At 71.0% G+C, this 25,868-nt stretch carries 21 protein-coding genes; 8 read left to right on the top strand and 13 right to left on the bottom strand.

The window, feature by feature from the left end; all coding sequences use genetic code 11:
* Positions 1-5 precede the first annotated feature (5 nt).
* Both AXK60_RS15625 and AXK60_RS15620 read right to left on the bottom strand, forming a co-directional pair.
* Positions 6-1,100, bottom strand: coding sequence for a D-alanine--D-alanine ligase family protein (locus AXK60_RS15625; RefSeq protein ID WP_068572340.1), 1,095 nt, complete (start codon positions 1,098-1,100; stop codon positions 6-8).
* 76 nt (positions 1,101-1,176) lie between these two features.
* On the bottom strand, positions 1,177-2,208 hold the full coding sequence (locus AXK60_RS15620; protein WP_068572338.1) for an NAD(P)H-dependent glycerol-3-phosphate dehydrogenase: 1,032 nt from the start codon (positions 2,206-2,208) through the stop codon (positions 1,177-1,179).
* Between the two features lie 118 nt (positions 2,209-2,326).
* On the opposite strand from AXK60_RS15620, the gene cofC reads away from it, so the two are divergent.
* The 3 genes from cofC to AXK60_RS15605 are packed head-to-tail and all read left to right on the top strand — an operon-like array spanning position 2,327 to position 6,167.
* On the top strand, positions 2,327-3,028 hold the full coding sequence (cofC, locus tag AXK60_RS15615; RefSeq protein WP_068572337.1) for a 2-phospho-L-lactate guanylyltransferase: 702 nt from the start codon (positions 2,327-2,329) through the stop codon (positions 3,026-3,028).
* On the top strand, positions 3,007-5,217 hold the full coding sequence (locus tag AXK60_RS15610; protein ID WP_082778061.1) for an RNA degradosome polyphosphate kinase: 2,211 nt from the start codon (positions 3,007-3,009) through the stop codon (positions 5,215-5,217). Before cofC ends, AXK60_RS15610 begins: the two co-directional genes overlap by 22 nt.
* On the top strand, positions 5,214-6,167 hold the full coding sequence (locus tag AXK60_RS15605; RefSeq protein WP_068572333.1) for an NUDIX hydrolase: 954 nt from the start codon (positions 5,214-5,216) through the stop codon (positions 6,165-6,167). Before AXK60_RS15610 ends, AXK60_RS15605 begins: the two co-directional genes overlap by 4 nt.
* On the opposite strand, the gene AXK60_RS15600 is transcribed toward AXK60_RS15605, so the two are convergent.
* Both AXK60_RS15600 and AXK60_RS15595 read right to left on the bottom strand, forming a co-directional pair.
* A complete protein-coding gene (locus AXK60_RS15600) occupies positions 6,150-6,824 on the bottom strand; it encodes an LpqN/LpqT family lipoprotein (RefSeq protein WP_068572331.1) in 675 nt (224 codons plus the stop codon). The genes AXK60_RS15605 and AXK60_RS15600 overlap by 18 nt on opposite strands.
* A 22-nt stretch (positions 6,825-6,846) precedes the next feature.
* Positions 6,847-10,188, bottom strand: coding sequence for an ATP-binding protein (locus AXK60_RS15595; RefSeq protein WP_068572329.1), 3,342 nt, complete (start codon positions 10,186-10,188; stop codon positions 6,847-6,849).
* Positions 10,189-10,301: 113 nt separating this feature from the next.
* On the opposite strand from AXK60_RS15595, the gene AXK60_RS15590 reads away from it, so the two are divergent.
* The gene (locus AXK60_RS15590) at positions 10,302-10,970 is read left to right on the top strand and encodes a hemerythrin domain-containing protein (protein ID WP_068572327.1); all 669 of its coding nucleotides are present in this window, start codon (positions 10,302-10,304) and stop codon (positions 10,968-10,970) included.
* A gap of 34 nt (positions 10,971-11,004) precedes the next feature.
* Here AXK60_RS15590 and AXK60_RS15585 read toward each other — a convergent pair whose 3' ends face one another.
* The 3 genes from AXK60_RS15585 to leuC all read right to left on the bottom strand — a co-directional run bounded on the left by AXK60_RS15585 (position 11,005) and on the right by leuC (position 13,898).
* Complete coding sequence (locus tag AXK60_RS15585; protein WP_068572325.1) at positions 11,005-11,679, bottom strand: HU family DNA-binding protein; 675 nt, start codon at positions 11,677-11,679, stop codon at positions 11,005-11,007.
* Positions 11,680-11,847: 168 nt separating this feature from the next.
* Positions 11,848-12,435 carry a 3-isopropylmalate dehydratase small subunit gene (leuD, locus tag AXK60_RS15580; RefSeq protein ID WP_068572317.1) on the bottom strand — a complete coding sequence of 196 codons (588 nt, stop codon included), beginning with the start codon at positions 12,433-12,435 and terminating at the stop codon, positions 11,848-11,850.
* 17 nt (positions 12,436-12,452) lie between these two features.
* On the bottom strand, positions 12,453-13,898 hold the full coding sequence (gene leuC / locus AXK60_RS15575; protein WP_139057987.1) for a 3-isopropylmalate dehydratase large subunit: 1,446 nt from the start codon (positions 13,896-13,898) through the stop codon (positions 12,453-12,455).
* A gap of 86 nt (positions 13,899-13,984) precedes the next feature.
* Between leuC and AXK60_RS15570 the strand changes: the two genes are divergently transcribed.
* A complete protein-coding gene (locus tag AXK60_RS15570; RefSeq protein ID WP_068572313.1) occupies positions 13,985-14,707 on the top strand; it encodes an IclR family transcriptional regulator in 723 nt (240 codons plus the stop codon).
* A gap of 36 nt (positions 14,708-14,743) precedes the next feature.
* Here AXK60_RS15570 and AXK60_RS15565 read toward each other — a convergent pair whose 3' ends face one another.
* The 4 genes from AXK60_RS15565 to AXK60_RS15550 form a co-directional block, all read right to left on the bottom strand.
* Positions 14,744-15,880 (bottom strand): AAA family ATPase, encoded by a 1,137-nt coding sequence (locus tag AXK60_RS15565; RefSeq protein WP_068572311.1) that lies wholly within the window; start codon positions 15,878-15,880, stop codon positions 14,744-14,746.
* Positions 15,881-15,882: 2 nt separating this feature from the next.
* Entirely contained in the window at positions 15,883-16,920 is a 1,038-nt protein-coding gene (locus tag AXK60_RS15560; RefSeq protein ID WP_068572310.1) for an aliphatic amidase, read from the bottom strand.
* A gap of 55 nt (positions 16,921-16,975) precedes the next feature.
* Complete coding sequence (locus tag AXK60_RS15555; RefSeq protein WP_068572308.1) at positions 16,976-17,590, bottom strand: AmiS/UreI family transporter; 615 nt, start codon at positions 17,588-17,590, stop codon at positions 16,976-16,978.
* Positions 17,591-17,696: 106 nt separating this feature from the next.
* Positions 17,697-18,071 carry a MarR family transcriptional regulator gene (locus AXK60_RS15550; protein WP_068572306.1) on the bottom strand — a complete coding sequence of 125 codons (375 nt, stop codon included), beginning with the start codon at positions 18,069-18,071 and terminating at the stop codon, positions 17,697-17,699.
* A 123-nt stretch (positions 18,072-18,194) separates the two neighbouring features.
* Between AXK60_RS15550 and AXK60_RS15545 the strand changes: the two genes are divergently transcribed.
* A complete protein-coding gene (locus tag AXK60_RS15545; protein ID WP_068572301.1) occupies positions 18,195-19,241 on the top strand; it encodes a substrate-binding domain-containing protein in 1,047 nt (348 codons plus the stop codon).
* 16 nt (positions 19,242-19,257) lie between these two features.
* Here AXK60_RS15545 and AXK60_RS15540 read toward each other — a convergent pair whose 3' ends face one another.
* The gene (locus tag AXK60_RS15540) at positions 19,258-20,523 is read right to left on the bottom strand and encodes a DUF2235 domain-containing protein (protein WP_068744539.1); all 1,266 of its coding nucleotides are present in this window, start codon (positions 20,521-20,523) and stop codon (positions 19,258-19,260) included.
* A gap of 45 nt (positions 20,524-20,568) precedes the next feature.
* Entirely contained in the window at positions 20,569-23,193 is a 2,625-nt protein-coding gene (locus tag AXK60_RS15535) for a helix-turn-helix transcriptional regulator (RefSeq protein ID WP_068572292.1), read from the bottom strand.
* 277 nt (positions 23,194-23,470) lie between these two features.
* Here AXK60_RS15535 and AXK60_RS15530 point away from each other — a divergent pair, with 277 nt between their 5' ends.
* Both AXK60_RS15530 and AXK60_RS15525 read left to right on the top strand, forming a co-directional pair.
* Positions 23,471-24,271: a hypothetical protein gene (locus AXK60_RS15530; protein ID WP_068572290.1), complete on the top strand. Its 801-nt coding sequence runs from the start codon at positions 23,471-23,473 to the stop codon at positions 24,269-24,271.
* Positions 24,268-25,830 (top strand): N-acetylmuramoyl-L-alanine amidase, encoded by a 1,563-nt coding sequence (locus AXK60_RS15525; RefSeq protein WP_068572288.1) that lies wholly within the window; start codon positions 24,268-24,270, stop codon positions 25,828-25,830. The genes AXK60_RS15530 and AXK60_RS15525 overlap by 4 nt, the downstream gene beginning before the upstream one ends.
* The last annotated feature ends 38 nt before the right edge of the window (positions 25,831-25,868 follow it).

The raw sequence follows: 25,868 nt of genomic DNA, 5'->3' as shown, positions 1-25,868 counted from the left end.
GAGCCTCAGCGCAGGCCGGTGCCGCGCGCCAGCGCCGTGTCGATGAGCAGCGTCAACAGCTCGGCGTAGTCCACTCCCGACTCGGCCCACATGCGCGGGTACATCGACGTCGAGGTGAAGCCCGGCATGGTGTTGACCTCGTTGATGACCGGGCCGTCGGCGGTCTGGAAGAAGTCCACGCGGGACAGGCCCTGGCAGTCGAAGGCGTGGAAGGCGCGCACTGCGAGGTCGCGGATCACCGCCGACTGCTCTTCGGTGAGGTTCGCGGGCACCGTGTACTGCGCGCGGTCGTCGAGGTACTTGGTCTCGAAGTCGTAGAACGAGTGCTCGGCGTCGGCGGCCATCTCGATCTCCGCGATGGCGGACGCGGCGACGCCTCCGTCCGGCCGTTCGAGAACGCCGATCTCCACCTCGCGGCCGATCACGGCGGCCTCGATGATCACCTTCGGGTCCCACTTCCGGGCCTCGGCGATCGCGGCGGGCAGCTCGGTGAGATCGGTGACCCGGGTGATGCCGATCGACGACCCGCCCCGTGCGGGCTTGACGAAGAGCGGCAGCCCCAGGCGGTGCAGCACGTCCGAGGGGACCTCGGTCTCGCGCTGGCGGAGCACGTGGAAGTCGCCGACCGGCAGTCCGTCCGCCGCGAGCAGCTTCTTCGCGAACTCCTTGTCCATGCCGGCCGCGGAGGCGAGGACGCCGGCGCCCACGTAGGGCACACCGACCATCTCCAACAGCCCCTGCAGGGTGCCGTCCTCGCCGTACGGGCCGTGCAGAACGGGGAAGACGACGTCGACGGCGCCGAACACGGAAGCAACCGAGTCCGCCCCGGCACCGTTCAAGGACGCCAGCTCGGCGCCGGGCAGGAAGGCGAGATCGGTCGGCCCCTCGGGGACGCTCGGCAGGGACCGGTCGGAGAACTTCAGGGCCTGCGCGTCGCCGTCGGAGAGCACCCACGCGCCGCCCCGGGTGATCCCGACGGGGATCACCTCGTAGCGCTCGGGATCGAGGTGCGCGAGGATGCTGCCCGCCGACACGCATGAGACCGCGTGCTCACTGCTGCGCCCGCCGAACACCACTGCCACCCTGATTCGCTCCGTCACGGTCGCCCACCTTACGTGGCGGCCGCGCCGAGGGCCACGCGGTCACCGGCCCGCTCGATCGCCCCGGAGGTCGCGGCTACTCGTCGCCCTTGGGACGCCACTCGCCCCCGACGTCGCGGTTGAGGAGGTCGTCCATCGCCCGGGAGACGGGGACCCCGTCGTAGCAGACGGCGCGCACGGCCTCGGTGAGCGGCATCTCCACACCCACGCGGCGAGCCAGGTCGGCGATGGAGATGCACGACTTGGCCCCCTCGGCCACCTGCCCGTGCGCGGCGGCCTGCGCCTGCTCGACGGTCATGCCCTGGCCCAGTCGCGCTCCGAAGCTGAAGTTGCGGGACTGCGGCGAGCTGCAGGTGGCCACCAGGTCACCGACGCCCGCCAGGCCGGCCAGCGTCAGCGGCTGCGCCCCGAGCGCCGTGCCCAGGCGCAGCGTCTCCGCGAGGCCGCGCGTGATGATCGCAGCCCGGGAGTTCTCGCCGAGGTTGATGCCAGAGGCGATGCCACAGACCAGCGCGATCACGTTCTTCGTGGCGCCGCCGATCTCGCAGCCCACGACGTCGTCGCTGGTGTAGGGCCGGAAGTAGTCCGTCCGCGCCAGGTACTGCGTGCGGGAGGCGCGTTCGGCGTTGTCGGAGGCGACGACGGCGAGCGTGGGCTGCCCCTTCGCGATCTCCTTGGCGAAGTTCGGCCCCGTCAGCACGGCCAGGCGGTCGCGGTCGATGCCGGCGGCGTCGACGACCACCTCGCTCATCCGGTCGAGCGTGCCGATCTCGATGCCCTTCGCCAGGTTGACCACGGTGACGTCGGGCGGAATCAGGTGGCCCCAGTCCTGCAGGTTCGCGCGCAGCGTCTGCGACGGCACCGCCAGCACCACGAGCCCCGCGCCGCGCATCGCCTCCGCGGGATCGTGCGTGGCGGAGAGGTTCTCGGGCAGGACGCCCTCGGGCAGGTACTGCGCGTTGATGCGCGTGCTGTTGATCTGGTCGGCGACCTCCTGCCGGCGGCACCACATCGTGACCCGGTGCGGTTCCGGCCGCGTGGCCTCCGCGAACACCTTCGCCATCGCCGTGCCGAACGAGCCCGCCCCCATCACCGCAACGTCGACCATCGCACCCCAACTCCTCGCATCGCGCTCGCACCCACGCCGACGGACATGGGCATCGCAGGAGAGCGTATCGCCCGACCATGCGCGGCACCGCCGGTTCCGCACGCCTAGATTGGTCGTCATGACCGCACTGCGCGGCGCCGACGCGCCCCCCGCCGTGGTGGTGGTGACCGCCGTGAAGTCACTCGACGCCGCGAAGTCCCGGTTCGCCGCGCCCGGCGCCGGACTGCGGGAGGCGGTCCCCGGGCTCGTCCTGGCGATGCTCCGCGACACGCTGGCCGCGGCGCTCGCCGTGCCCGCGGTGGCCGCCGTCCACGTCGTGTCGCCGGATCCCGTGGTCCGCGCGGTCGCCGCGGAGGCCGGCGCGATCCCCGTCGACGAGCCGCGGCCCGGCGGTCTCAACGCGGCCCTCGCCGCGGGGGCGGAGGCCGCCGTCGCGCAGTACGACGGTGCCGTAGCCGTTATCGCGCTGCAGGCGGACCTTCCCGGCATCACCGCCGGCGAGCTGGGCGCCTTCCTCGCCGCCGCGAACGGCCGTCGCGCGTTCGTGCCGGACCGTGCGGGAACCGGCACCGCCGCGCTGTACGCGCCGGCGGGCACGCCGCTGCGCCCGGCGTTCGGCGTCGGTTCGGCTGCGGCGCACCGGGCCGGGGGCGCCGTCGCGCACGCCGGGCCCTGGCCCGGTCTACGCACCGACGTGGACACCCCGGAGGATCTCGCCGGTGCGCTCGTGGTGGGCGAGCACACCGCGGCGGCCCTCGCCGCGGCCGATCCGGACATCGCGTCGAACTCGTGCGGTCCATGCGCCAGAATGGAGCGGTGACCACCGAGCCCTCCGCACCCGCCTCCGAATCGACTGCCGCTCCGGGGGCCGTCGCCGCCGAGAACTCCACGCCCCTCCCGGGCCGGATCACGGCGATCCCGACGGCGCCGCCCGCCGCTCCGGCGGAGGTGACCAGCGACCTCCCCGAGGATCGGTACCTCAACCGTGAATTGAGCTGGCTCGACTTCAACGCCCGCGTGCTGGCCATGGCGGAGGATTCGTCACTCCCCCTTCTCGAGCGCGCCAAGTTCCTGGCGATCTTCGCGTCGAACCTGGACGAGTTCTTCATGGTCCGCGTAGCCGGGCTCAAGCGACGCGACCAAATGGGACTGTCCGTCCGGTCGGCGGACGGGCTCTCGCCGCGCGAGCAGCTCCGGATGATCTCGCGTCGCACGCAGGAGCTCTCGCACAAGCACGCGCTGGTGTTCAGTGACGCCGTGCGCCCCGAGCTGGCGGCGCGGGGTATCTCGGTGCTGAGCTGGTCGGAGCTGTCGGCGGACGAACGCGAGCGGCTCACCGCGTACTTCCACAACCAGGTCTTCCCCGTGCTCACCCCGCTGGCGGTCGACCCTGCGCACCCGTTCCCGTACATCTCGGGCCTGTCCCTGAACCTGGCGGTCGCGGTGCACGACACCGCCACCGGCGGCGAGCATTTCGCCCGGGTCAAGGTTCCCGACAACGTGGATCGACTGGTCCCGGTGCGGTCGGAGCAGATGGACTACGCGGTGCTCCCCATGGAGGACCTCATTTCCGCCCACCTCGATGTCCTGTTCCCGGGGATGACGGTGGCCGAGCACCATGTCTTCCGGATCACCCGTAACGCCGACTTCGAGGTCGAGGAGGACCGCGACGAGGACCTGTTGCAGGCGCTCGAGCGGGAACTGGCGCGGCGCCGGTTCGGCTCGCCGGTCCGACTCGAGGTGGCCGAGGACATGTCCGAGCACATGCTCGAGCTGCTGCTGCGAGAGATGGACGTCGATCCCGCGGACGTGATCACGGTTCCCGGGCTCCTCGACCTGAATTGTCTCTTCGAGCTGTACGGCGTGGACCGGCCGGACCTCAAGGAGAAGCCCTTCGTCCCGGTGACGCACCCGGCCTTCGGCGAGCGCGAGACGCCTAAGAGCGTCTTCTCCACCCTGCGTGAGGGCGATGTCCTGGTGCATCACCCGTACGACTCGTTCTCCACGAGCGTGCAGCGGTTCATCGAGCAGGCGGCGGCCGATCCCCAGGTGCTGGCGATCAAGCAGACGCTCTACCGCACCTCCGGCGACTCGCCGATCGTCGAGGCACTGATCGACGCGGCGGAGGCCGGAAAGCAGGTCGTGGCGCTGGTCGAGATCAAGGCGCGCTTCGACGAGCAGGCAAACATCAAGTGGGCCAGGAAGCTCGAGCGCGCCGGGGTGCACGTGGTGTACGGCCTCGTCGGTCTCAAGACCCACTGCAAGACCTGCCTGGTGGTCCGGCGCGAGGGCTCGACCATCCGCCGCTACTGCCACATCGGCACCGGCAACTACAACCCGAAGACGGCGCGGCTGTACGAGGACGTCGGCCTGTTCACCGCCGATCCCGATCTGGGCGCGGATCTGACGGACCTGTTCAACCGGCTCACCGGCTACTCCCGCAAGGAGGAGTACCGCAATCTCATGGTCGCGCCGCACGGCATCCGGTCGGGCATCGTCGATCGGATCGACCGGGAGATCGAGCTGCACCGTGCCGGGAAGCCCTCGGGCGTGCAGCTCAAGGCGAACGCGGTCGTCGACGAGCAGATCATCGACGCGTTGTACCGGGCCGGGCAGGCCGGGGTGCCCGTCGAGGTGGTGGTCCGCGGCATCTGCGCCCTGCGGCCGGGCATGCCGGGGGTCAGCGAGAACATCACCGTCCGGTCGATCCTCGGCCAGTTCCTCGAGCACTCCCGGATCCTGCACTTCCGCGGTGCGGACGAGTATTGGATCGGCAGCGCGGACATGATGCACCGCAACCTCGATCGGCGCGTCGAGGTGATGGCGCAGGTCAAGGATCCCCGGCTCACGCGGCAGCTGGCCGAGATGTTCGAGTCCGCGCTCGACCCGGCCACCCGGTGCTGGGTGCTCGACGCGGACGGCAACTGGAACGCCTCCCCCGTCTCGGGTGAGACCGTGCGCGACCATCAACGGGAACTCATGCGCGCGCACCGCGCGAGCCAGCGGTGACCGCGAAGGGTGACGGCGCCGTCGTCCGCGCCGCCGGGGGCGTGCTGTGGCGGCACGGTCCCGACGGTGCCGAGGTCGCCGTGGTGCACCGGCCCCGCTACGACGACTGGTCGCTCCCCAAGGGGCACGTCGAACCCGACGAGAACGCCGTCGTGGGCGGACTCCGCGAGGTGGTGGAGGAGACGGGCTTCTCGGCGCGTTTCGTCCGCAGGATCGGCCAGGTGTCCTACGACGTGCCGCGGCGCGGCCGGCACGGCCCGGGCGGAGCGACGGCGCGCAAGCGCGTGTCCTACTGGTCGGCGCTCGCCGGTTCCGGCGTGTTCGCACCGAACGAGGAGACCGACGAATTGCGCTGGCTCCCGGTGGAGGCCGGCACCGCACTGCTGACGTACCCGATGGACAAACGGATCCTGCGCGCCTTCGGCAAGCAGCCCGAGTCGACGGCGACGATGCTGATCGTCCGGCACGCCAAGGCGGGACGGAAACAGGGTTACCAGGGCGACGACCTCGCGCGCCCGCTCGACCGGAACGGCCGCGCCCAGGCCGAGGCGCTCGTGGACCTGCTGGGCGCCTTCGGGCCCGGCAGGCTGCTGTCCGCTCCCCCGGTGCGGTGCACGCAGACCCTGGAGCCCCTGGCGGCCGAGACCGGCCTCCCGCTCGTCCTGGAGCCGACGATGTCGGAGACCGCCTACGCGCGCGACCCAGCGGCCGCGCACCGTCGGATCCGCGAGATCGCGCGGACCGGTGAAGAATCGGGCACCGTGCCGGTCGTGTGCAGTCAGGGCGGGGTGATCCCGGAGCTCACTGCGTGGTGGGCGGGAGCCGACGACGTCCGGTTGCCGCCTGCCCGCAACCGCAAGGCGAGCGTCTGGGTGCTCACCACGTCGGGCGGCCGCCTGCTGACCATGGACCACGTCGACAGTCCGCTACCGCTACACGCGAATACGTAGGTCCCGGTCGATCGTCCGGGAAGTGGCCTCGACGACCGGCTCCTGCGACCGCGCCCCCGTCACACTGATCTGCGCGATGTAGGTCGCGTCGCGCCCGGCGATCACGACCGTCGATTGTCCGACGACGGCGGGCATGCCGTCCAGGTAGTAGGTCGCAGCGATCTTGTACGCGCGGTGTCCCGCCAACGACTCGGTCCGCGGCGAACCGTGGGGTGCGTATCCCGCAAGGTTGCGCACCTCCCCGGGCGCGACGGCGAGGAGCGCGTCGTGATCGATCGCGCGTCCCGTGAGCCGCGAGAGCAGGACCACCACGTTCGGCGTGTAATCCGTGGCGGCCACGCCCGTGTACTTCACAGCGGCATAGGTGTTCTCACCGGCCTGTTCCGTCGCGTCCACCCAGTCCGGCAGGGTCGGCAACTGGATCGTCGGCGCCGACGCATCGCCGACGTGCACGGGCGTCTCGGTGATGCCGGCGTCCCGGAGGTAGTCGGCGATCGTCGTTTCGGCACCGGGGACCGAGGAGGCCGGCGACGCGGAAGGGTGGGCGGGCGTGGCGTCGTCGGCCGAGATACTGAGGCTGCACGCCGCCACGGAGAACGCCGTCCCCAGTGAGATGAGCACGGCTGAGAGACGGTGTACGAGGTTCGTCGAGGTCATGTGCCGACGGTGCGCCGGCCCACTAGGAGAACTCTTGGAGCCTGTCCCGCGCGGCCCGCGCCCACACCTCGTTCCCGCAGCGCTCCGCCAGCCGCGCCGCCGCGCGGTAGTGGTCGGCCGCACGCGCCGGTCCGCCGAGTCGCGCAGCGAGATCGCCGAGGACCGTGTCGACGGGCCCGACCACGTAGCACCCCGTGTCGGCGCCGCCGAGTTCGCCGCTGTAGCGCAGGAGTTCGTCGTAGACGTCGACGACCTCGTCGTGGCCTCCGATCGCCGCCACCGCGATGCCCCGCGTGGTCAGCAGCAGGGAGTGGAAGAAGTCCCGCCGCACCGGGCGGACCGCGCGCCGCACCCGCTCCGCGTCGGAACGCCGACCCGCCGACAGCAGCGCCAACGCGACCGGATCGCACAGGACGTCCCCCGCGGACGAATCGATCGCTCCGAGGACCTCCGCGAACTCCGCGACGTCCCCCAGTGAGAGCCGGACGCTGAACTGTGCGAGCGCGATCATCCCCGCTCCGTCCGCGATCCGCTGACGAGCGAACACGTCGCCCGCCCCGCGGTACTGTTCCGCCGCCTCGGCGAAGCGCCCACCCGCGTGCGCGAGCATCGCGTGGATCAACAGGTTGGAAGCGATCGCCTGCCCCCACCGGAACATGCCCACCAGCCGGTCCATCTCCGCGAGGTGAGCCCGCGCCTCGTCCAATGCCCCTTCGGCGCCGGCGGATTGGACGTGTGTGAAATGTCCGATGAGACCGAACACCTCGCGATTCGCGGACTCCCCGAGACCGATCAGCTCGTCCGCCAGTTCCGCCCGTTCCGCCGGCGGCGTGAGGGGGCGCGGCAGTGTCAGGTAGGCGACGAGCGCCAGCCCGCGCACGAGCGGATCGCCCACCGTCGCGGACAGTTCGAGCACCTCCCTCGCCGCATCGGCCGCGACCTCGTCCCGCTCGCCGTACACCTCCTCGATCAGGACGACGAGCAGGCGACATCGAACGTCCGGGGGCGGATCGGTCTGCTCGAGCCGCTCGCGCACCGCATCGACGATCTCCGTGTCGACGGAGCCGTACCGTCGGGTGATCAAGGGCGTCGGCAGGTCCCACGCGGTGATCGCGGCGTCGATCATCTCCGCGTCGGAGCGCTGCGCGAGCCGCACCGCCCGCAGCCTGGTCTCGCGGGCCTCCTCGAGTCGCCCGTCCGCGAGCAGCGTCCGGCTGAGCCGGCACAGATGGGCGATCCGGTCCCGGGCGGCGTACCCCGGGATCCGGATGCACGCGCGCTCCGCGGCCCGCAGGTTCTCCGCGGCGACGTCGTAGGCGAACCTCGCGTCCGCGAGGTCGGCGGCGACGAGGGCGTATCGCAGTGCCTCGGCGGCGTTGTCGGCGCCGAGAGCGGCACCGTGGTGATGGGCGATGGCCGCCACCGCCGCGGGGTCGACCTCCTCCCACGCCCGGGCGATCCGACGGTGCCACCGCATCCTGCGCAGACGCGGTAGGTCTCCGATGAGAGTGTCCCGCACCAGAACGTGGGTGAAGCTCACCGTGGTCCCGTCCACCTCCAGGAGGCCCGCGAGCCGGCCGGCGTCGAGACCGTCGAAGACGACCTCCTCCTCCACCTCCGCCGCGAGGACGAGCACGTCGAGATCCGCCGTGCGACCGACGAGGGCCGCCAGGCGAAGAACGGACACCGCGACGTCCGGCAGGCGCGACAGGCGCCGGCGCAGCACGTCCCGCACACCGGCGGGCACCGCCGAGAGCGCGACGAGCTCGCCCTCGCTGCGCAGCAGGCGCGCGCTCTCCTTGAGATGGAAGGGATTTCCCCCCGTCCGCTCGAGCAGCCGTCGCATCGTGTCGGGCGACGGTGCCTGGTGCGCGAACTCGGCGACGAGCGAGGTGGCGTCCTCGAGGGCGAGGCCGGGCAGCCGGAGTCGGAGCGGGTGCCGGACGGCGAGGGCCCCGAGCGCGATCTCGAGGTGCCGGCCGACCTCGGCGGGTCGGTACGCGCCGACGACCAGGACGGGGACCGCCTCCGCGACCTCGATCAGGAGGTTCAGCGTCTCGGACTCCGCGCGGTGCAGGTCGTCGAGGAGGATCGCTACGGGTCCCCTCGTCGCGGCTGCGGACAGGGTCTCGACGACGTCCTGGTGGAGGAGGAACCGGGACATCTCGGCGGAGTGTTCCGCGCCCGCCCGCTCCGTCGACACCGCCCCCGCGAGCCGATCCACGAGCGCACGACACCGTCCCTCCTCGCCGCGTTCCCCCAGGGCTCCGAGCACCTGACTCCACGCCCACGCCGGAGGAGCGCCTTCGGCCTCGGGGCAACGGCCGGTGACCACCTCCCATCCCCCGGCCCGGAGGACGCGCGCGACACGCCCCAGGAGGGCGGACTTCCCGTCGCCCGCCTCCCCGGTGACCAGACACAGCCCGGGTTCGCGTGCGGTACGGACGGTCTCGGCCGCGTCGACGATCGCGGTGACCTCCGCCGTCCGCCCCAGCAATCCGTCGTGCGGGGGTGCGGCGGCGTCCACCGCGACGGTGGGGGCTCCGTCCGTCGCCGCGGCGACGGAGCCGGCCGGGTTCGCCGACGTGGGGAGCGGTCGCCGGATCACGTCGACGGGGATCCGCTGGGCGAGGATGTCCGCCTCCAGGGCCGCGAGCGCCGGTCCCGGATCCAGGCCGAGCTCGTCCGCGAGCACGGCGCGCGCCTCGCGCAGCGCGCCGAGCGACTCCCCCTGTCTCCCGGCGACGTACAGCGCGTGGGCGAGGATCCGCCACGCGTCCTCCCGGAGCGGGTGATCGCGTCGGAGGGAGTCGGCGAGCAGCACGGCGCCGGTCGCGTCACCGCACCGCAGGACGGCTTCGGCCTGCCGTACCCGGGCGTCGGCGTGCAGTTCCTGGAGCCGTCCGATCTCGACGGTGGCCCAGGACGAAGCCGCGAATTCGGCGTACGCCGGACCTCTCCACAGCGCGAGAGCGTCATCGAGGAGGCGGCGCACCGCGGCCGGCTCCGCAGTCGATCCGGATTCCTCCAGCACGGATTCGAACCGCCACGCGTCCACCTGTGCGGTGTCGAGTCGGACCGCGTATCCGGGCGCTCGACTCACGAGGATCTGCGCTTGCGCCCGCGGCGCCCGCTCGGGCTCGAGCTGCCGCCGGAGGTTGGAGACGTAGGCCTGCAGCGCTGCCAGCGCGCGGCGCGGGGGCTCCCCGTGCCACAGATCGTCGATGAGCCTGTCGACCGACACCACCCGGCCGCGGGCGATCAACAGGAGGGCGAGCACGGCGCGCTGCTTGGGGCCGCCGAGCTCGACCCGACCCCGCCCATCACAGGCCTCCAGCGGCCCCAGTACCCGGATCTGCACCATAACGGTGCTCAGTGTAGGTGCCGCGGGCCGCGGTCGGGTGCGGCTTCCAAGTGCTCTACAAGCCACGGGGGCGATCGTCGGCACGGAACCGCACCGACCGAGAAGGAGTTCCCATGACGACGACGGCGAACCGCCCGCAGACCGAGGAGATGGTCATCGTCCACACCCTCTTCCGCACCCACCTCGCAGCCCTGCCCGACCTCGTAACCGCTGTGCCGGACGGCGATCGATCGCGCGCCGCCGACCTGGCCGGCTGGCTCTCCGAACTCCTCACCGGCCTGCATCACCACCACGTCGGTGAGGACGAACTGATGTGGCCGGTGCTGGCGAGCAGGGCCCCGCAGGATCGGGCCCTCGTCCTGAGGATGGAGGAACAGCACAGCCGCATCGCCGACCTGGTGGCGGGCTGCCACCGGGAGGGGGCCGCGTTCGCGGCGTCCGGTCGGCGCACGGACGGCGGGACACTGGCTGCCACACTGAGCGACCTGAATGATTCCCTCGCCGAGCACCTGTCGGACGAGGAGCGGCACGTCCTGCCGATCGTGCGAGAGGTGATGAGCGTCGACGAGTGGCGGGCGTTGGCCGACCGGGGTAACGCATCGATCCCGAAGGAACGGCGCCTCGTGTTCCTGGGATTCATGCTCCACACGGCGACCCCTGAGCAGCGGGACCTGCTCATGACGCAGTTGCCGCTGCCGGCGCGCGTGGTGTGGCGCCTCGTCGGCAGAAGGGACTTCGCGCGGGCGTACCGACAGATCTACGGCGCCGGCCCGCAGTGGTGAACACTGCGGGCCGGCGCCGTCGAGCAGTCGTGGGCTACTTCTTCGCGGCCTTCTTGGCCGGGGCCTTCTTGGCCGGAGCCTTCTTGGCGGGGGCCTTCGCCGCGGTCTTCTTCGCGGCGGTGGTCTTGGCCGGAGCCTTCTTGGCGGGGGCCTTCGCCGCGGTCTTCTTCGCGGCGGTGGTCTTGGCCGGAGCCTTCTTGGCGGGGGCCTTCGCCGCCGTCTTCTTCGCGGCGGTCGCCTTGGTGGCCTTGGCAGGAGCCTTCTTCGCGGCGGCCTTCGTCGCGGCGACCTTCGCAGGAGCCTTCTTCGCGGCGGCCTTGGTCGCGGTGGCCTTGGCGGCCGCCTTCTTCGCGGCGGCCTTCTTCGCGGGCGCGGCCTTCGTCGCGGTCGCGGAGCTGCGACGTACGGCGGGGCCCGAGGACGGCAGCTTGGCCGAACCCGAGATCACGGCCTTGAACTGCGCGCCCGGGCGGAAGGCGGGGACCGAGGTGGGCTTGACCTTGACGGTCTCGCCGGTGCGCGGGTTGCGGGCGACACGGGCGGCGCGCTTGCGCTGCTCGAAGACGCCGAACCCGGTGATGGTGACGGACTCACCCGCGTGCACGGCACGGACGATCGTGTCGACGATCGCCTCGACGGCTGCGCCGGCGGCGCGGCGGTCGGTGCCCAGCTTCTCGGTGAGCTCTTCGATCAGTTCTGCCTTGTTCATGAACAACTTCCCTCTGCGGTCGGTGGCTCACCGCTGAGCCAACTAGGGACACCGTAAACGCACAATTGCATTTCATCCAAGAGCCACGCCATATTTGATGGCGGGTGTGTCGGAAAGACAAGCGGCGGCACCGGTTCGATCCGGTGCCGCCGCCGGCCTCTCGAGAAGCTAGATCGTGACGGGTTTGTATGCAGGCCTGCGGCTTTCGAAATCCGAGATCGCGTCAGCCTGCTGCAAGGTGATGCCGATGTCGTCCAGACCGGCCATCAGGCGGTGCCGGACCGGGTCATCGATCGTGAAGGGAACTACCAAGTCTCCGGCGGAGACCGTCCGGTCCTCGAGGTCGACGGTGATCTCGAGCCCCGGGTCGTTCTCGAGGGCCTTCCAGAGCAGCTCGACGTTCTCCTGCTCCACGAGCGCGGCCACGAGACCGGCTTTGCCCGAATTCCCCCGGAAGATGTCTGCGAACCGCGACGAGATGACGACCCGGAAGCCGTAATCCATCAGCGCCCAGACCGCGTGCTCGCGCGAGCTGCCCGTGCCGAAGTCCGGGCCCGCCACCAGGACCGAGCCGTGGTCGTACGGCGGGGTGTTGAGGATGAAGTTCGGATCGGTGCGCCACGCCGAGAACAGGCCGTCCTCGAATCCGGTCCGGGTCACGCGCTTGAGGTAGACCGCGGGAATGATCTGGTCGGTGTCGACATTGGTGCGGCGCAGCGGGACACCGATGCCGGTATGGGTGACGATGGCTTCCATCTTCTACTCTCCTTCGACTACGGGCGGGCGTTGGCGCCGGCGACGGGGGCCAGATCGGCCGGGGCGGACAGGGTGCCGCGGACGGCGGTCGCCGCCGCGACGGCCGGAGAGACCAGGTGCGTGCGGCTGCCCTTGCCCTGGCGTCCCTCGAAGTTCCGGTTCGACGTGGACGCCGACCGCTCGCCGGCAGCGAGCTGATCGGGGTTCATGCCGAGGCACATCGAGCAGCCCGCCTGGCGCCACTCCGCGCCGGCGTCGAGGAAGACCTGCCCCAGCCCCTCCTCCTCGGCCTGCGCGCGCACCCGCATGGAGCCCGGTACCACCAGCATTCGGACACCGTCGGCGACCTTGCGCCCGCGAAGGATCTCGGCGACGGCGCGCAGGTCCTCGATCCGGCCGTTGGTGCACGACCCGACGAAGACCGCGTCGACCGCGATGTCGCGCAGTGGCGTGCCGGCCTCGAGACCCATGTACTGCAGGGCCTTCGCCGCCGTCTCCTTCTCACCGTCCGAGCCGAAGGACTCCGGATCGGGGACCGAGGCGCTCAGGGGCGCACCCTGCCCCGGATTGGTGCCCCAGGTGACGAACGGGGTCAGGGCGCTGCCGTCGATGTCGACCTCGGCGTCGAAGGTCGCTCCCTCGTCCGTGCGCAGGGCGTCCCACGCCTCGATCGCGGCGTCCCAGTCGGCACCCTTCGGTGCGTGCTGGCGGCCCTCGAGGTAGTCGTAGGTGATCCGGTCGGGGGCGATCAGGCCGGCCCGGGCGCCCGCCTCGATCGACATGTTGCAGATGGTCATCCGCGCTTCCATCGACAGCTTCTCGATCGCGCTCCCGCGGTACTCCAGGACGTAGCCCTGACCACCGCCGGTGCCGATCTTGGCGATGATGGCCAGGATCAGGTCCTTCGAGGTGACGCCCGGCTGCAGCTCACCGGTGACGTTGATCGCCATCGTCTTGAAGGGCTTGAGCGGCAGGGTCTGCGTGGCGAGCACGTGCTCGACCTCGGAGGTGCCGATACCCATGGCGATCGCACCGAAGGCACCGTGCGTGGAGGTGTGGCTGTCGCCGCACACCACCGTCATCCCGGGCTGGGTCAGGCCCAGCTGCGGGCCCATGACGTGGACGATGCCCTGCTCGCCGTCGCCCATCGAGTGCAGGCGCACACCGAACTCGGCGCAGTTGCGGCGCAGCGTCTCGACCTGCGTGCGCGAGACCTCGTCGGCGATCGGCTGGACCAGCGTGTCCGTGGGCACGTTGTGGTCCTCGGTCGCGATGGTCAGGTCGGGACGGCGCACCGGGCGACCGGCCAGCCGCAGACCGTCGAAGGCCTGGGGGCTGGTCACCTCGTGCACGAGGTGCAGGTCGATGTAGATGAGATCGGGCTCGCGCGAAGCGCCCTCACCCTCCCCCTTGACGACGACGTGCTGGTCCCAGACCTTCTCTGCCATTGTCCGCGGCTGCATGATTCCCACCTGCTCCATGATCGGGCCCCGACGGTGAGCGCGGGCTGCGCGTTGAATCCCACCATGCGAGAGCCTAGTATCGAACTATGGGACACGATACCGCACCGACCGACGCCCCCGAAAGTCTCACCCCGGTGAGCGGCATCGGCGTGCTGGACAAGTCGGTCGCCGTGCTGCGCGCCGCCGCCGCGGAGCCCGCGACGCTGGCCGACCTGTGCGGCCGCACCGGCCTGCCGCGGGCCACGGCGCACCGTCTGGCCGTGGGGCTCGAGCTGCACGGATTGCTCACCCGGGACGGCGACGGCCTGTGGCGCCCCGGATCCGCGCTGCGCGAGCTCGCGGCCAGCACCGCCGACGCCTTGATCGACACCGCCGCCATGGTCCTGCCCCGCCTGCGGGAGATCACTGGGGAATCGGTGCAGCTCTACCGCCGCGAAGGCGATCACCGCGTGTGCATCGCGGCCGCCGAGCCGCCCTCCGGCCTGCGGGACACGGTACCCGTGGGCTCGCGGCTGCCGATGACGGCGGGGTCCGGCGCGAAGGTGTTGGCCGCCTGGGGCGATCCGCGCAGCGAATCGTCCTTCAGCGAGCGCACGCTTGCGGACATCCGCAAGCGGGGGTGGGCACAGAGCGCCGGCGAGCGCGAGAGCGGCGTCGCCAGCGTCTCCGCGCCCGTGCGCAATCCCCGCGGCGAGGTGGTCGCGGCGATCTCGGTGTCCGGCCCGATCGATCGCATGGGGCGGCGCCCCGGCGCGCGCTGGGCGGCGGATCTGCTCCAGGCTGCCGAGGCGCTGCAGCGCCGGATCTGACGGGGCCCGACCCGACCGGGCCGGATCCGATTGCCGCTATGCGGCCACGATCACCCGGCAGCGGACGGCGGCACCGTCGACCTCGAGGACCGCGCCGACCCTGCTCGACGTGTCCGCCATCCGGGCGGCGCGGTGGGCGATGACGGCCTCGGCGACCACGGGCCAGGCGTCGTGCCGGATGGCGCGGCGCACGGACCGCGCGCCGTAGACCGGATCGAAACCGGTGTCCACCAGGTGCTTCGCGACCGCGGCGTCGATGCTCAGGTCCACGCCGCGCTTGCGCGCCCGCTCGGCGAACATGTCCAGTTCGTGCCGTGCGACGGCCAGCGCGGTGTCACCGGAGAGCTCCTCGAAGAGCGTGACCTCGTCGATCCGGTTGAGGAACTCGGGGTCGAAGAAGCGCGCGATCGACTGCTCGGAGATGCGGTCCAGGCGCCCCTCGAGGATCCGGTCCACACGCTCGGACGCCGCCGCGGGGAGGACCCGCGTCACCGAGCGCCCGGCGCGGTGCCACGGGCGCTCCTGCTCGGCCCGCAGCTCGCGGCTGCCGAGGTTGGAGGTCATGAACACCAGGCAGTTGCGGAAGTCGTAGCGCTGCTGGCCGTTCGCGAGCGTCAGCTGCCCGCGGTCGAGAACGTGCAGCAGTGCCCGCAGGACCGTCGTGTGCGCCTTCTCGACCTCGTCGAACAGGACGATCCCCGGCATGGAGACGGTGCCCTCGATGCGATCCCTGTCGAAGACGCTCAGGCCCTCCTTGGAGCCCGAATAGCCCGGTGGCGCACCGGCGAAGGACGCCGCGTAGTGCTCCTGCGCCATCGCGGACATGTCCACCTGACAGAAGTCGTCCGGGCCGGTCCGCAGCGCGGAGGCGAGTTGCCGAACGATCTCCGTCTTGCCGGTACCCGTCGGGCCGACGAGCAGATGACTCGCCAGGGGGCGCGTCTTATCGGTGAGGCCGGCCTGCACGACGGAGAGGGTCTTGAAGATCGACTCGATCGCGTGGTCCTGTCCGAAGACGTTGGCGCGCAGCTGCGCCAGGATCCGCGCCGCATCGACCCGCCCCACCGCCGCCTTCGCGAACTCGGCGTCGGTGGGACGGGACTCGGAGGAGCCGGACGCCCGGCCGCCGATGTCGACTCCCTCGGCGGCCAGGCGATCGGTGATGAAGGGCACGGTTACGCCTCGTGCGTCTTCTCGGTGGGGATGGTGCCGACGGGGCACTCGGCCACGCCGATCGTGTCGCGCGTGAAGGACTCGACCTGCTCGCGGGCGGCCTCGGCGTCGGTGACCCACAGCTTGTAGAAGTCGAAGGGGCACTCCGCGACACCCTTGTCCCCCTCGCCGGCGGCGTGGATGCCCGTGTAACCGCGGTGCAGGATCTTGAACAGGTGATTCTGCGACTGGTCGTGCTTGCGCGCGTCCCGGATCGTCGAGACCGAGAGCTGCGCGTACTGGATGCCGTACTCCTCCTCCCCCGTCTCGCCGAGCGTGCGGCCGTCGAACCCGATGATCGACGAGTGGCCGAAATACGAGTAGACACCGTCGAACCCGGCGGCGTTCGCCACCGCCACATAGCAGTTGTTCGCCCAGGCCATGGCCTTGGCCATCAGCACCTGCTGCTCCTTCGCGGGATACATGTAGCCCTGGCAGCGGACGATGAGCTCGGCACCCTTCATCGCGCAGTCGCGCCAGATCTCGGGGTAGTTGCCGTCGTCGCACACGATGAGCGACACCTTGAGCCCCTTCGGGCCGTCCACGACATAGGTCGAGCTGCCGGGGTACCAGCCCTCGATCGGGGCCCACGGGATGATCTTGCGGTACTTCTGCACGATCTCGCCCTGATCGTTGATGAGGATGAGGGTGTTGTAGGGCGGCTTGTTCGGGTGGTCCTCGTGCTGCTCGCCGGTGATCGAGAAGACGCCCCAGGTGCCGGCCTTGCGGCAGGCGTCGGAGAAGATCTTCGTCTCCTCACCGGGAACGGCCGCGGCGGTGGCGTACATCTCGTCGGGGTCGTACATGACCCCCTGCGTCGAGTACTCGGGGAAGATCACGAGATCCATGCCCGGCAGGCCGGACTTCATGCCGACGACCATCTCGGCGATCTTGTGGCAGTTCTCGAGGACCTCCTCCCGGGTGTGCAGGCGGGGCATCTTGTAGTTGACGACGGCGACGCCGACGGTGTCCGGGCTCGAGGAGATGTCTCCGTGACGCATGAGAATGCCTTTCGTTTCTTACCTGTGCGGTGGGATTGCAGTGCGGTGGATGGGGTTACGCGGATTCGGGGGACGGCATCGGCAGCTTCGGCAGAACCTTCGCTCCCACGGCACTCACCACGAGGAGCGCCACGGCGATGACGGTCGCCCACATCGCTGCGGTGCCGCTGGTCGGCCAGTTCCCGCGCCACATCAGGAGCGCGGGCACGGTGCACGTCAGGTGCGAGCCGATGAGGATCAGCCACCCGGTGAACGGCGACAGGGCGGCGACGCCGCACGCCAGGATGAGGAAGAACATCAGCCACATGAGCGCCCACACGAACCAGATCACCCCGAACACGGGGTCCGCGGCGAAGGAGAAGCAGCCGAACACGATCGCCATGGCGGCCACGAAGATCGAGTACCACCCGAGGCCGCGGCCGTCGTTGCCCATGAGGTTGTTGATGCCGACGAACAGGTAGGTGAAGCCGAACAGGTAGCTCGACCCCGCCCCGAAGATCCCGTGGAGGTCACCGTCGGCGGCGACGACGGCCAGCGTCGGGAGGACGACCTGCATCGCGCCGACGAAGAGGTTGAACACGCCCGCCTCGCGGGCGGAGATCGCCCCGAGGAACCAGGCCCCGTTGACGAACAGCACGGCTCCGACGAAGAGCAATCCGATTGTGGTCATCGCGACTCCCGATTTATTACCGATTCGGCACTATCTCTGATCGGTAGTATTCGCGCGCCGTGCGGCGCGTGTCAGCGGAATCGGCGAAAAACTTTGTCGAGAAGAGTCAGGAGAGGCGGGCGACGAGGGCTTCCCACACGTCACGGCCGGTGTCCGAGATCGACAGAAGAACGCTGCGACGGTCACCCGGGGCCGGGCGACGGTACGCCAGGTTGCGTTCGACGAGGCGGTCGACCAGCCGGGTGGTGGACGACGGGGTGGTGCCCGTGCGGGCCGCCAGCTCCCCGACGGTGGCGCCCTCGACCGCTGCGAGCAGGCGCAGGGCACGGAAGTGCTCGACGGTGAGATCGTGCTCGGCGAGTGCGGGCGTGAGAACGTTCATGACGAGATCGTCGGCGTCGCACACCGCCTCGAAGGCGGTGCGGCCCGGCGCCTCGGTGAGCTCCATCCGCCCGCTCATGTCCACCTCCGGAACGTCCACAGTGCCATTGCAATACGGCAGTACTGTACCGCGAATCGACGCATGCGGGGAGCGGCTCGGCGTACGCTGGCGTTCGACCGCCCGGTCCATGGTGCCGGCACGTGCGATGAGCGGACGTCAGTGATGAGCGAATACACCGTGGGGCTGCTCTACCCTCGGCGTGGCCCCGCGGGTCTGTTCGGCCCGTCGTGCCTGAGCTGCACCACTCTCGCCGCGGACGACATCAACACCCGGGGCGGGATTCTGGGCCGCGAGCTGACGGTGCGCCCGATCGATTCCGCGACGGGCGTCGACAATGTCACGCGTGAGGTCGAAACCCTTCTGGCCGCGGGCGAGATCGACGCGATCGTCGGCTGGCACACCTCCGACGTACGGCGGGCCCTCTCGGCGCGCCTGGATCTGCGGGTCCCGTACGTCTACACGGCGCTCTACGAGGGCGGGGAGTCGACGGCGGGCGTCTTCCTCACCGGTGAGACCCCGGAGGCGCAGATCCGGCCGGCGCTCGAGTGGCTGCGGCGCGAGCGCGGGGTCGGCCGATGGTGGATCGTGGGCAGCGACTACCTGTGGGCGCGCGACAGCGCGAAGGCGTGCGCGCGGTTCGCGCGCGGACTGGGCCATGACATCGTCGGCGCCGCGTTCGTACCGGTCGGCACCGACGACTTCTCCACGGTGATCTCGGACATCGCGCGTTCCGGGGCCGACGGGGTACTGATGCTGCTGCTGGGCCAGGACGCGGTCGAGTTCAATCGGGCCTTCGCCGCCGCCGGGCTCGACGGCGCCTTCATCCGGTACTCGCCGCTGATGGACGAACACATGCTCATGGCCTCGGGCGCCGAGGCCACGGGTGACCTGTTCGCCTCCGCCGGATACTTCGACTCGGTGGTGACCTCCGAGTCGATGGAGTTCGGCGCGCACTACTTCGGGCGGTTCGGACCGGACGCGATCACGCCCACGTCGATGGGCGAGTCCTGCTTCGAGGGCATGCTGCTCTTGGAGTCGCTGCTCACCACCGCGCGCAGCACCGACGTGCGCGACATCATGGCCGGTGTCGAGCGCGTGCGCTACGACGGTGCCCGGGGCACCATGGGGCTCCGTAACGGCCACACCCGGCAGACCATGTACCTGGCGCAGGCCGAGGGCTGCGACTTCGACGTGATCGATCAACTCTGACGAGCGCGGCACCCCGTCAGCTCCGTCGGGCAGTGCTGAGCTCCGCGAAGTCCGGTGCGGTCGCGTAGAGATTCTCCAGAACGGGAGGGTCGACGGTGCCCCGCGCATCACCGGGGAGTCGCAGTATCCGGCGCACCTGGTCGACCCAACGCCGCTCGTTCGGGTTGATCGCCCGCTGCGCCGCTCCCCGCTCGATCCGCACGTCGTACGCGCGGCCCGATCTCGCATCGACGGTCGGGGCCATGGTCCGCCATCCGCCCACGAAGACCGGCTCGGTCCCGGGACGCCGCCGCGACCACACGCCGCGGATGATCGCAAGCGCGTTGATGATCCGGTATCCGGGCCCCAGAGAGTCGTGTTCGACCGGGCCGGTGCTGCAGATCCCCGGCTCGAGCCGGGACCAGTCGAACCGGAGGCCGGGGTAGTCGTCGTAGTCCTCCGGCCGGATCGGGAGCCCCGGCCGCACCGACTCGCGCAGCCGCCCCCGCTGCGCCGCCTCGCCGATCATCCAGAACAGGGCACGATCGGAGTAGTAGCTGTTCTCGTAGCCCCCGCCCACGTCGAGGTGGACCCCGTCGAACCACACCTGCCGGATGTCCCTGTGCTCCCCGCCCCACAGACAGGGCGTGAAGATCCGCCGCCGCTCGGCGAGCGCCAGCGCCTGCCGCGCACGGCACACCTTCGGGGTGAGGTCGACGTTGTGGAACCGGTACTTCGCCCGGCCGATACCCGGGACACCGAGCGCGCCGACCGTGTCGAACACGCCGAGCGTGTCGATCACGACGGTGCCGGGATCGTGGCAGTACCCGCGCTGCTCGTCGAGGGCGGCCCGATGTCCGGGCGGCGCGGCGGTGTTCGGCGCGGGTCGGCTGCGGTAGAGCGCCATCGCCGCGGGCAGGCGGTCCTTCGCCAGGCCGTCCGGGCGCAGGAGCCCGGCGTAGTCGATCATCCCGACCAGGCTACGAGCGGTGTAGGCGCCCCTGCTGAATCCGAACACCGAGATCCGGTCGCCCGGCGCGTAGTTGAGTGCCAGGAAGTAGTAGCAGTCGAGGATGTTGTCATCGAGTCCGATGCCGACGGCCCCCGCCAGCAGCCGCTCCATCCGGCTCCCCGCGGACCCGACTCCGCGTTGGTAGAAGACGATCTGCGGTGCACCGTCGTGCCCGACGGGCGCGACCGAGCGGGCGATCTTCTCCACGTTGGACACGTACCGGCTGTCGGACCGCTGCCACGTGCCGTCGCAACAGATCACGAGCGTCCTCGGGCCTCGGGCGGTGTTCATGGTCCGACCGTACGAAGGGCTCGCGGCGAGGTCACGAGTACCGCGCTACTCGAGTCGGCCCGGACTGCGGCGGGCGCCGGTGAGGGCGTCGGCGAGGCCCGCGCGATCAGTCGCATCGACCTTCGCGCACGCGCGGTAGATGTGGCCCTCCACCGTCCGTACGGACAGGAACAGGCGGTCCGCGATCTGCTTGTTCGAGAGGCCCGCGGCGATCAGGTTGGCGATCTCCCGCTCCCGGGAGGTCAGCGGCAGCGGGTGCGACGCCTCCGCGAGTGCGGGGGTCCGTAGGCCGCCGCAGGCCGCGGCCAGACGGTCCGCCGTCGCCGCCGAGGCGTGCACTGCGCCGCGCTCCCCCGCCCGGTCGTGCGCCCCCGCGGCCGCGGCCGCGGCGTCCGCCGCGGAGGGTAGGACGCCGATCCGCTCGAACTCGGCGGCGCAGGCATCGAGCTCGGCACCGTCCCGCTGCGTCATCGCGCGGGCGCAGCGGGCGTACACCGGGATGAGGACACCGTCGATCCGATCGGCCAGCTGCTCGAGCCGTTCGGCGATGTCGGGCTCCGCGTCCCCGAGCCGGGTCACGGTGTGCAGCGCCTCGGCCTCGATGGCGAACTGACCGTGGGCGGCCGCCCGCGTCGCGGCCTCGCGGCACGTCGCGATCGCGAGGGAGACGGTGCCCGCCGCGGCCTGCTGCCACGCCCGGGCGATCGCGAGCTGGTGGTCGAACACCGCTACGTTGTCGCCGAAGTGACTGCGGGCGTCGGCCATCGCGGCCGCGGCCGCAGCGGCGTCCCCGAGCGCGGCACGGGCCTGCGCCAGCTGGAAACGCGCCGGGAACACCCAGGACACGTCCGGCCGGTCACGTACCGTCGCGAGCGTCTGCTCGGACTGCTGCACCACCCCGGCGAAGCCACCCCGGGCGAGTTCGACCGCGCTGACGTGGATGCCGGCGAGCGCCCACGCCAGGAATTGGCCCGCGGAACGGAACTCGACGTACCGCTGCGCGGCCTCGTTCGCCCGCTCGAAGGCGCCCGTGAGGGTGAGCGCGAGGATCTCGCCGTACCCGGCGGGGAAGCGGAGCACGCCGTCGGTGTGCCTCTCGGCCTCGCGGCCGCGAGCCGCGAGGGTGGCGACCTCGTCACCGCGCCCGGACAGGGCGCGCGCGAATCCTCCTGCGAAGACGGCCCATTCGACCGCCCATGGCGTGGCGTCGGGCGACCCCATCACCCGATCGGACAACTCGAGGGCGCGCGGCAGATCGTCCGCGAAGGCCGCGCACGCCGCTCCGATCCCGTCCACGATCAGCGCGAGCATCGGCGTGTCGATGCGCTCGCGAAGGAGGCCGAGGACCCGATCCGCCGCGGGCACGTCGCCCACGGCCCAGAACAGGTTCCCGATCCGCTGCGCTCCCCAGAGCACGAGTTGGACCTGGTCCAGCCTGTCGGGGTCGAAGGCCCGGAGTACGCGATCGGATTCGACCGCCTCGCCCCGCCACATCAGCGCGCGGGCGAGCAGGCAGGCCGCAGGCAGACCGGCACCGCCGTCCAGCGCCGCTCGCGCGAACCGCTCCCCCATCGGGACGTCTCCCAGCATCAACGCGTCGCGGGCGGCGTCGCACAACAGGCCGGCGTCGAGGTCCTCGTCGCTGTCGAGTGCCAGCTCCGCCAGGCGGATCCGGTCCGACGCCGACGTGATCGCACGGTCCCCGAGGGCCTTGACCAGGTGACCGCGGAGACGCCGGGAGGAGGCGAACCCGAGGCGGCGGCGGATCACCTCCGAGAACAACGGATGCGCGTAGTGCACGGACAGCGTGCGGCCCTCCCGGCCGATCCGGATCAGCCCCTCCGCCTCCGCCTTCTCCACGGCGTCGTCGCCGCCGAGGTCGGCCAGCACGTCGAGGTCGATCGGCTCGCACAGCGTCAGCAGTTTGAGGACGTGGAGGACGTCGTCGTCGAGATGGTCGACCCGCCCCTCGAGCAGCGACGCCAGCTCCGAGGTGATCGCCGCCCGCCCGCGCATCTGCCAGACCCCGTCGACCTCCCGCAGCGCGCCGGATTCGAGGGCGCCCTGCACGAGGTGTTTGAGGTACAGGGCGTTCCCGCCGGACGCCTCCCACATCAGGCGCGCGGAGAGACCCTCCAACCGGCCGCCGACGGCGGCCTCGACCAACTCGACGCTCTGCTCGAGGGTGAAGGGCTCGAGCGTGATCCGGACGACGTGCCCGTCCTTCCACAGGCTCGTGATGGCGTCCGGCACCGATTCCCCGCTGCGCACGGTCGCGATGAGGTGGACCGCGCGATCGATAGCGAGCTGGTGCAGCAGGGTCGCGGACAGCTCGTCCAGCAGATGCGCGTCGTCGATGCCGACCACCATGTGCCCGTCCGCCAGCAGCGATTCGCGGGCCGCGGACAGGTAGGTGACGGGATCGGTCGCGGTGGCCGGGCCGACGAGGTGGGCGAACACCCCGAGGGGGATGCTCCGCGCGGACTCCGTCCCGGCGACCCACCGCACCCGCAGATGCGATTCGGCGGCGACCGACCGCGCCAGCGTCGTCTTCCCGACCCCGGCGGCGCCCGTCAGGATCACTCCGCAGCCCGCCGAATCCGCTTCGAGCGCGGCGCGCACGTCCCCGAACTCACGCCCACGCTCGACGATCCGGAACCGCTCCCGCATGAACTCACATTCTAGTACCGAACGGGCCTCGAAGGCTCCGTCGAGAGGCGTCCGGATTTCCTGGCGGAGAAGTTCATTCGCGTACTAAGGGTCGGAAACTCGATCTTCGTCATCGCACGGTGCCGGCACGTGCCGTGCACGCCGCCCGCAGCGCGGAATCGGGTAGCGCGCTACTCGTGATCCCGGGGACGGCGACGATGAGACTTCTCCTCGAGTCACCGTATCCGCCCGGCGAACACCACCGGCTCGGCGACCTCCCACCTCGAAGGAGCGTTCCATGTCCGATTTCGTCTTCTGCGCCCGCGGCACCGGCGAACCGTACGCGGGGAACATGCTCGACAACGTCGTCGGCCGGCTGCGGGACGTGACCGTGGAGCAGGTCGTGCACAGCGCCTCGATCAGCCTGGACAACGCCGCCCGGGACCCGCTGGCACCGTCGGGCGACAACAGCGCGACCCAGATCGTGAACTGGCTCCGCACCCGGATCGCGGCCCTCCACCCCGGGGACCGGGACATCGTGCTGGGCTACTCGCTCGGGGCCGTCGGCGTGATCCGGTGGCTGAAGACGAGCCCCGACACCCGAGGGTGCCTCATGGTCGGCACCATCGCCGATCCCAGTCGGCGCGGCGGCGTGTCCTACGGCATGCCGATCGCAACGGACCGCAGCGGCATCTACTCGACGAGCGGCACCGGCACGGTCCCCCATGACCAGCGTTCACCGGTGCCGCTCATCGAGATCGCCAGTCCCGGCGACGTGATGACCTCCTGCCCTGCGGTCTCACCCCTGCACGCCTTCGCGGGGCCGGTGATGGCCTTCACGCTGACCGACCCGAACGCGCTCATCGCACAGCTGGTGGACGACGGGATCGAGGACGTGGTCTCCGATCTCGCGAACGTCGGGCACTGGTTCGAGCCGGGCTGGTGGTCCTGGCCGGCGGACCTCGCCGGCTTCGCGAGCGGAGCGCACACCACCGCGTACGGCCTGCCCATGTGGCGCGACAGCGCGAACCGGCCCGTCTCCGGGATCGATCTGCTGGCCCGCGTGTGCAGTTGGAAGCAGTCGGTGATGCCGGTATGAGCGCCTACACGCCCGACCAGGTCGCCGCCGCGTTCATCGTGGAGGGTCTCCGCTCCGGTGTCTCGGAACGCGGCATCGTCATCTGCCTCGCGACCGGACTGGTCGAATCGAACCTCACCGTCTACGCCAACCCCGCGGACCCGGAGTCGCTCGCCGAACCCCACGACGCCGTGGGGTCGGACGCCAACAGCGTCGGCCCGCTGCAGCAGCGGGCGCCGTGGTGGGGATCCAGCGCGCGGGAGCGCATGAACCCCACGCTGAGCTCGAGGCTGTTCTACCGGGCCCTGCGCGCGCTGCCCTACGACTCGCCCGCGCACTCCCCCGGCTGGTACGCCCAGCAGGTGCAACGGTCGGCCTTCCCGGACCGCTACGACCGGCGCATCACCGAGGCGCAGGCGATCTACGACCGCCTCGCCCCTACCATCTCCGTGGCCGCCGCCTCCGCACCGTCCCCCTCCCCGCAGAACGGATCCGCCATGACCACCGCACCCACCTACACCGAACTCGACCGCATGGGCGACTCCCGGTCCGGCCGCAAAGGCGCCCGCATCCGCAACTTCCTCCTGCACACCGAGGAGGGCACGAGCACCGCGGAACGACTCGCCGCCTACTGCAACGACGCGACGCACAGCGCCAGCTACCACTACACGGTGCGCGACGGCGTCGTCTGCGATCTGGTGGACACCGACTTCGCCTCGTGGAGCGTGCTCAGCGCGAACCCGTACACGATCAATCTGTGCTTCGCCGGGAGCAGCGCCGGGTGGACCCGTTCCGACTGGCTCGACCGCGGCGACGACATCCGCATCGCCGCCTGGCTCGCGGTCGCCGACGCACGCAAGTACGGCTTCGCGACCGACGTGATCACACCGCCCTACCGCGTCGCGGACGGCATCAGCGATCACTGCTACGTGACGCGGGCGCTCGGCATCGGCTCGCACACCGACGTGGGCGACGGCTTCCCGTGGGACTTCTTCGCAGCCGCCGTGGCGGAGTTCACGACCGGCACCGCGCCCGTGGGAGCGCCTCGCGTCCAGGGCGATCCGGCCGAGTCTCAGGCCGAGTCGGCGATCGCGGGGGCCGCGTCCCGGGCCGACGGGTGGATCGGCGAGCGGACCGATCCCGCGATCATCGCCTGCCCCGACGGCCGCGGCCGGTTCGCGATGTACGACCACGGCCGCGTCTACTGGACCGCGGCCACCGGTGCCCACCCGATCCCCACGCGACTGCTCGAGTCCTACACCGCCTACGAGCGGGAGGCCGGGCCGCTCGGCTACCCGGTGGTCGACCACACGAACCTCCCGGACGGCCAGGTCGAGGCCTTCGAACGGGGCGTGCTGTACCGCCGCACCGACGCCGCGGAGGGCTTCTTCGTCACCGGCCGGATCGGCGACCGGTGGGCCCGCGACGGGTACGAGAAGGGACCACTCGGCTGGCCCGTCTCCGCGCAGGCGGCGGCCGCCGACGGGAGCGTGCACCAGGACTTCCAGCACGGGCGGATGTACTGGTCCCCGACCGGCACCACCGTCGTCGGCGCGGCGGACGCCGCGGCGATCGCCTGACACCGCCGGTCACCGACCCGCGGTCCTCCGAACCCCTC

The sequence above is a fragment of the Tsukamurella pseudospumae genome (genome assembly GCF_001575195.1).
GTDB classification, from domain to species: Bacteria; Actinomycetota; Actinomycetes; order Mycobacteriales; family Mycobacteriaceae; genus Tsukamurella; species Tsukamurella pseudospumae.
The sequence above is the reverse complement of the archived record's forward strand: the minus strand, read 5'-3'. Positions and strand labels throughout refer to the sequence as shown.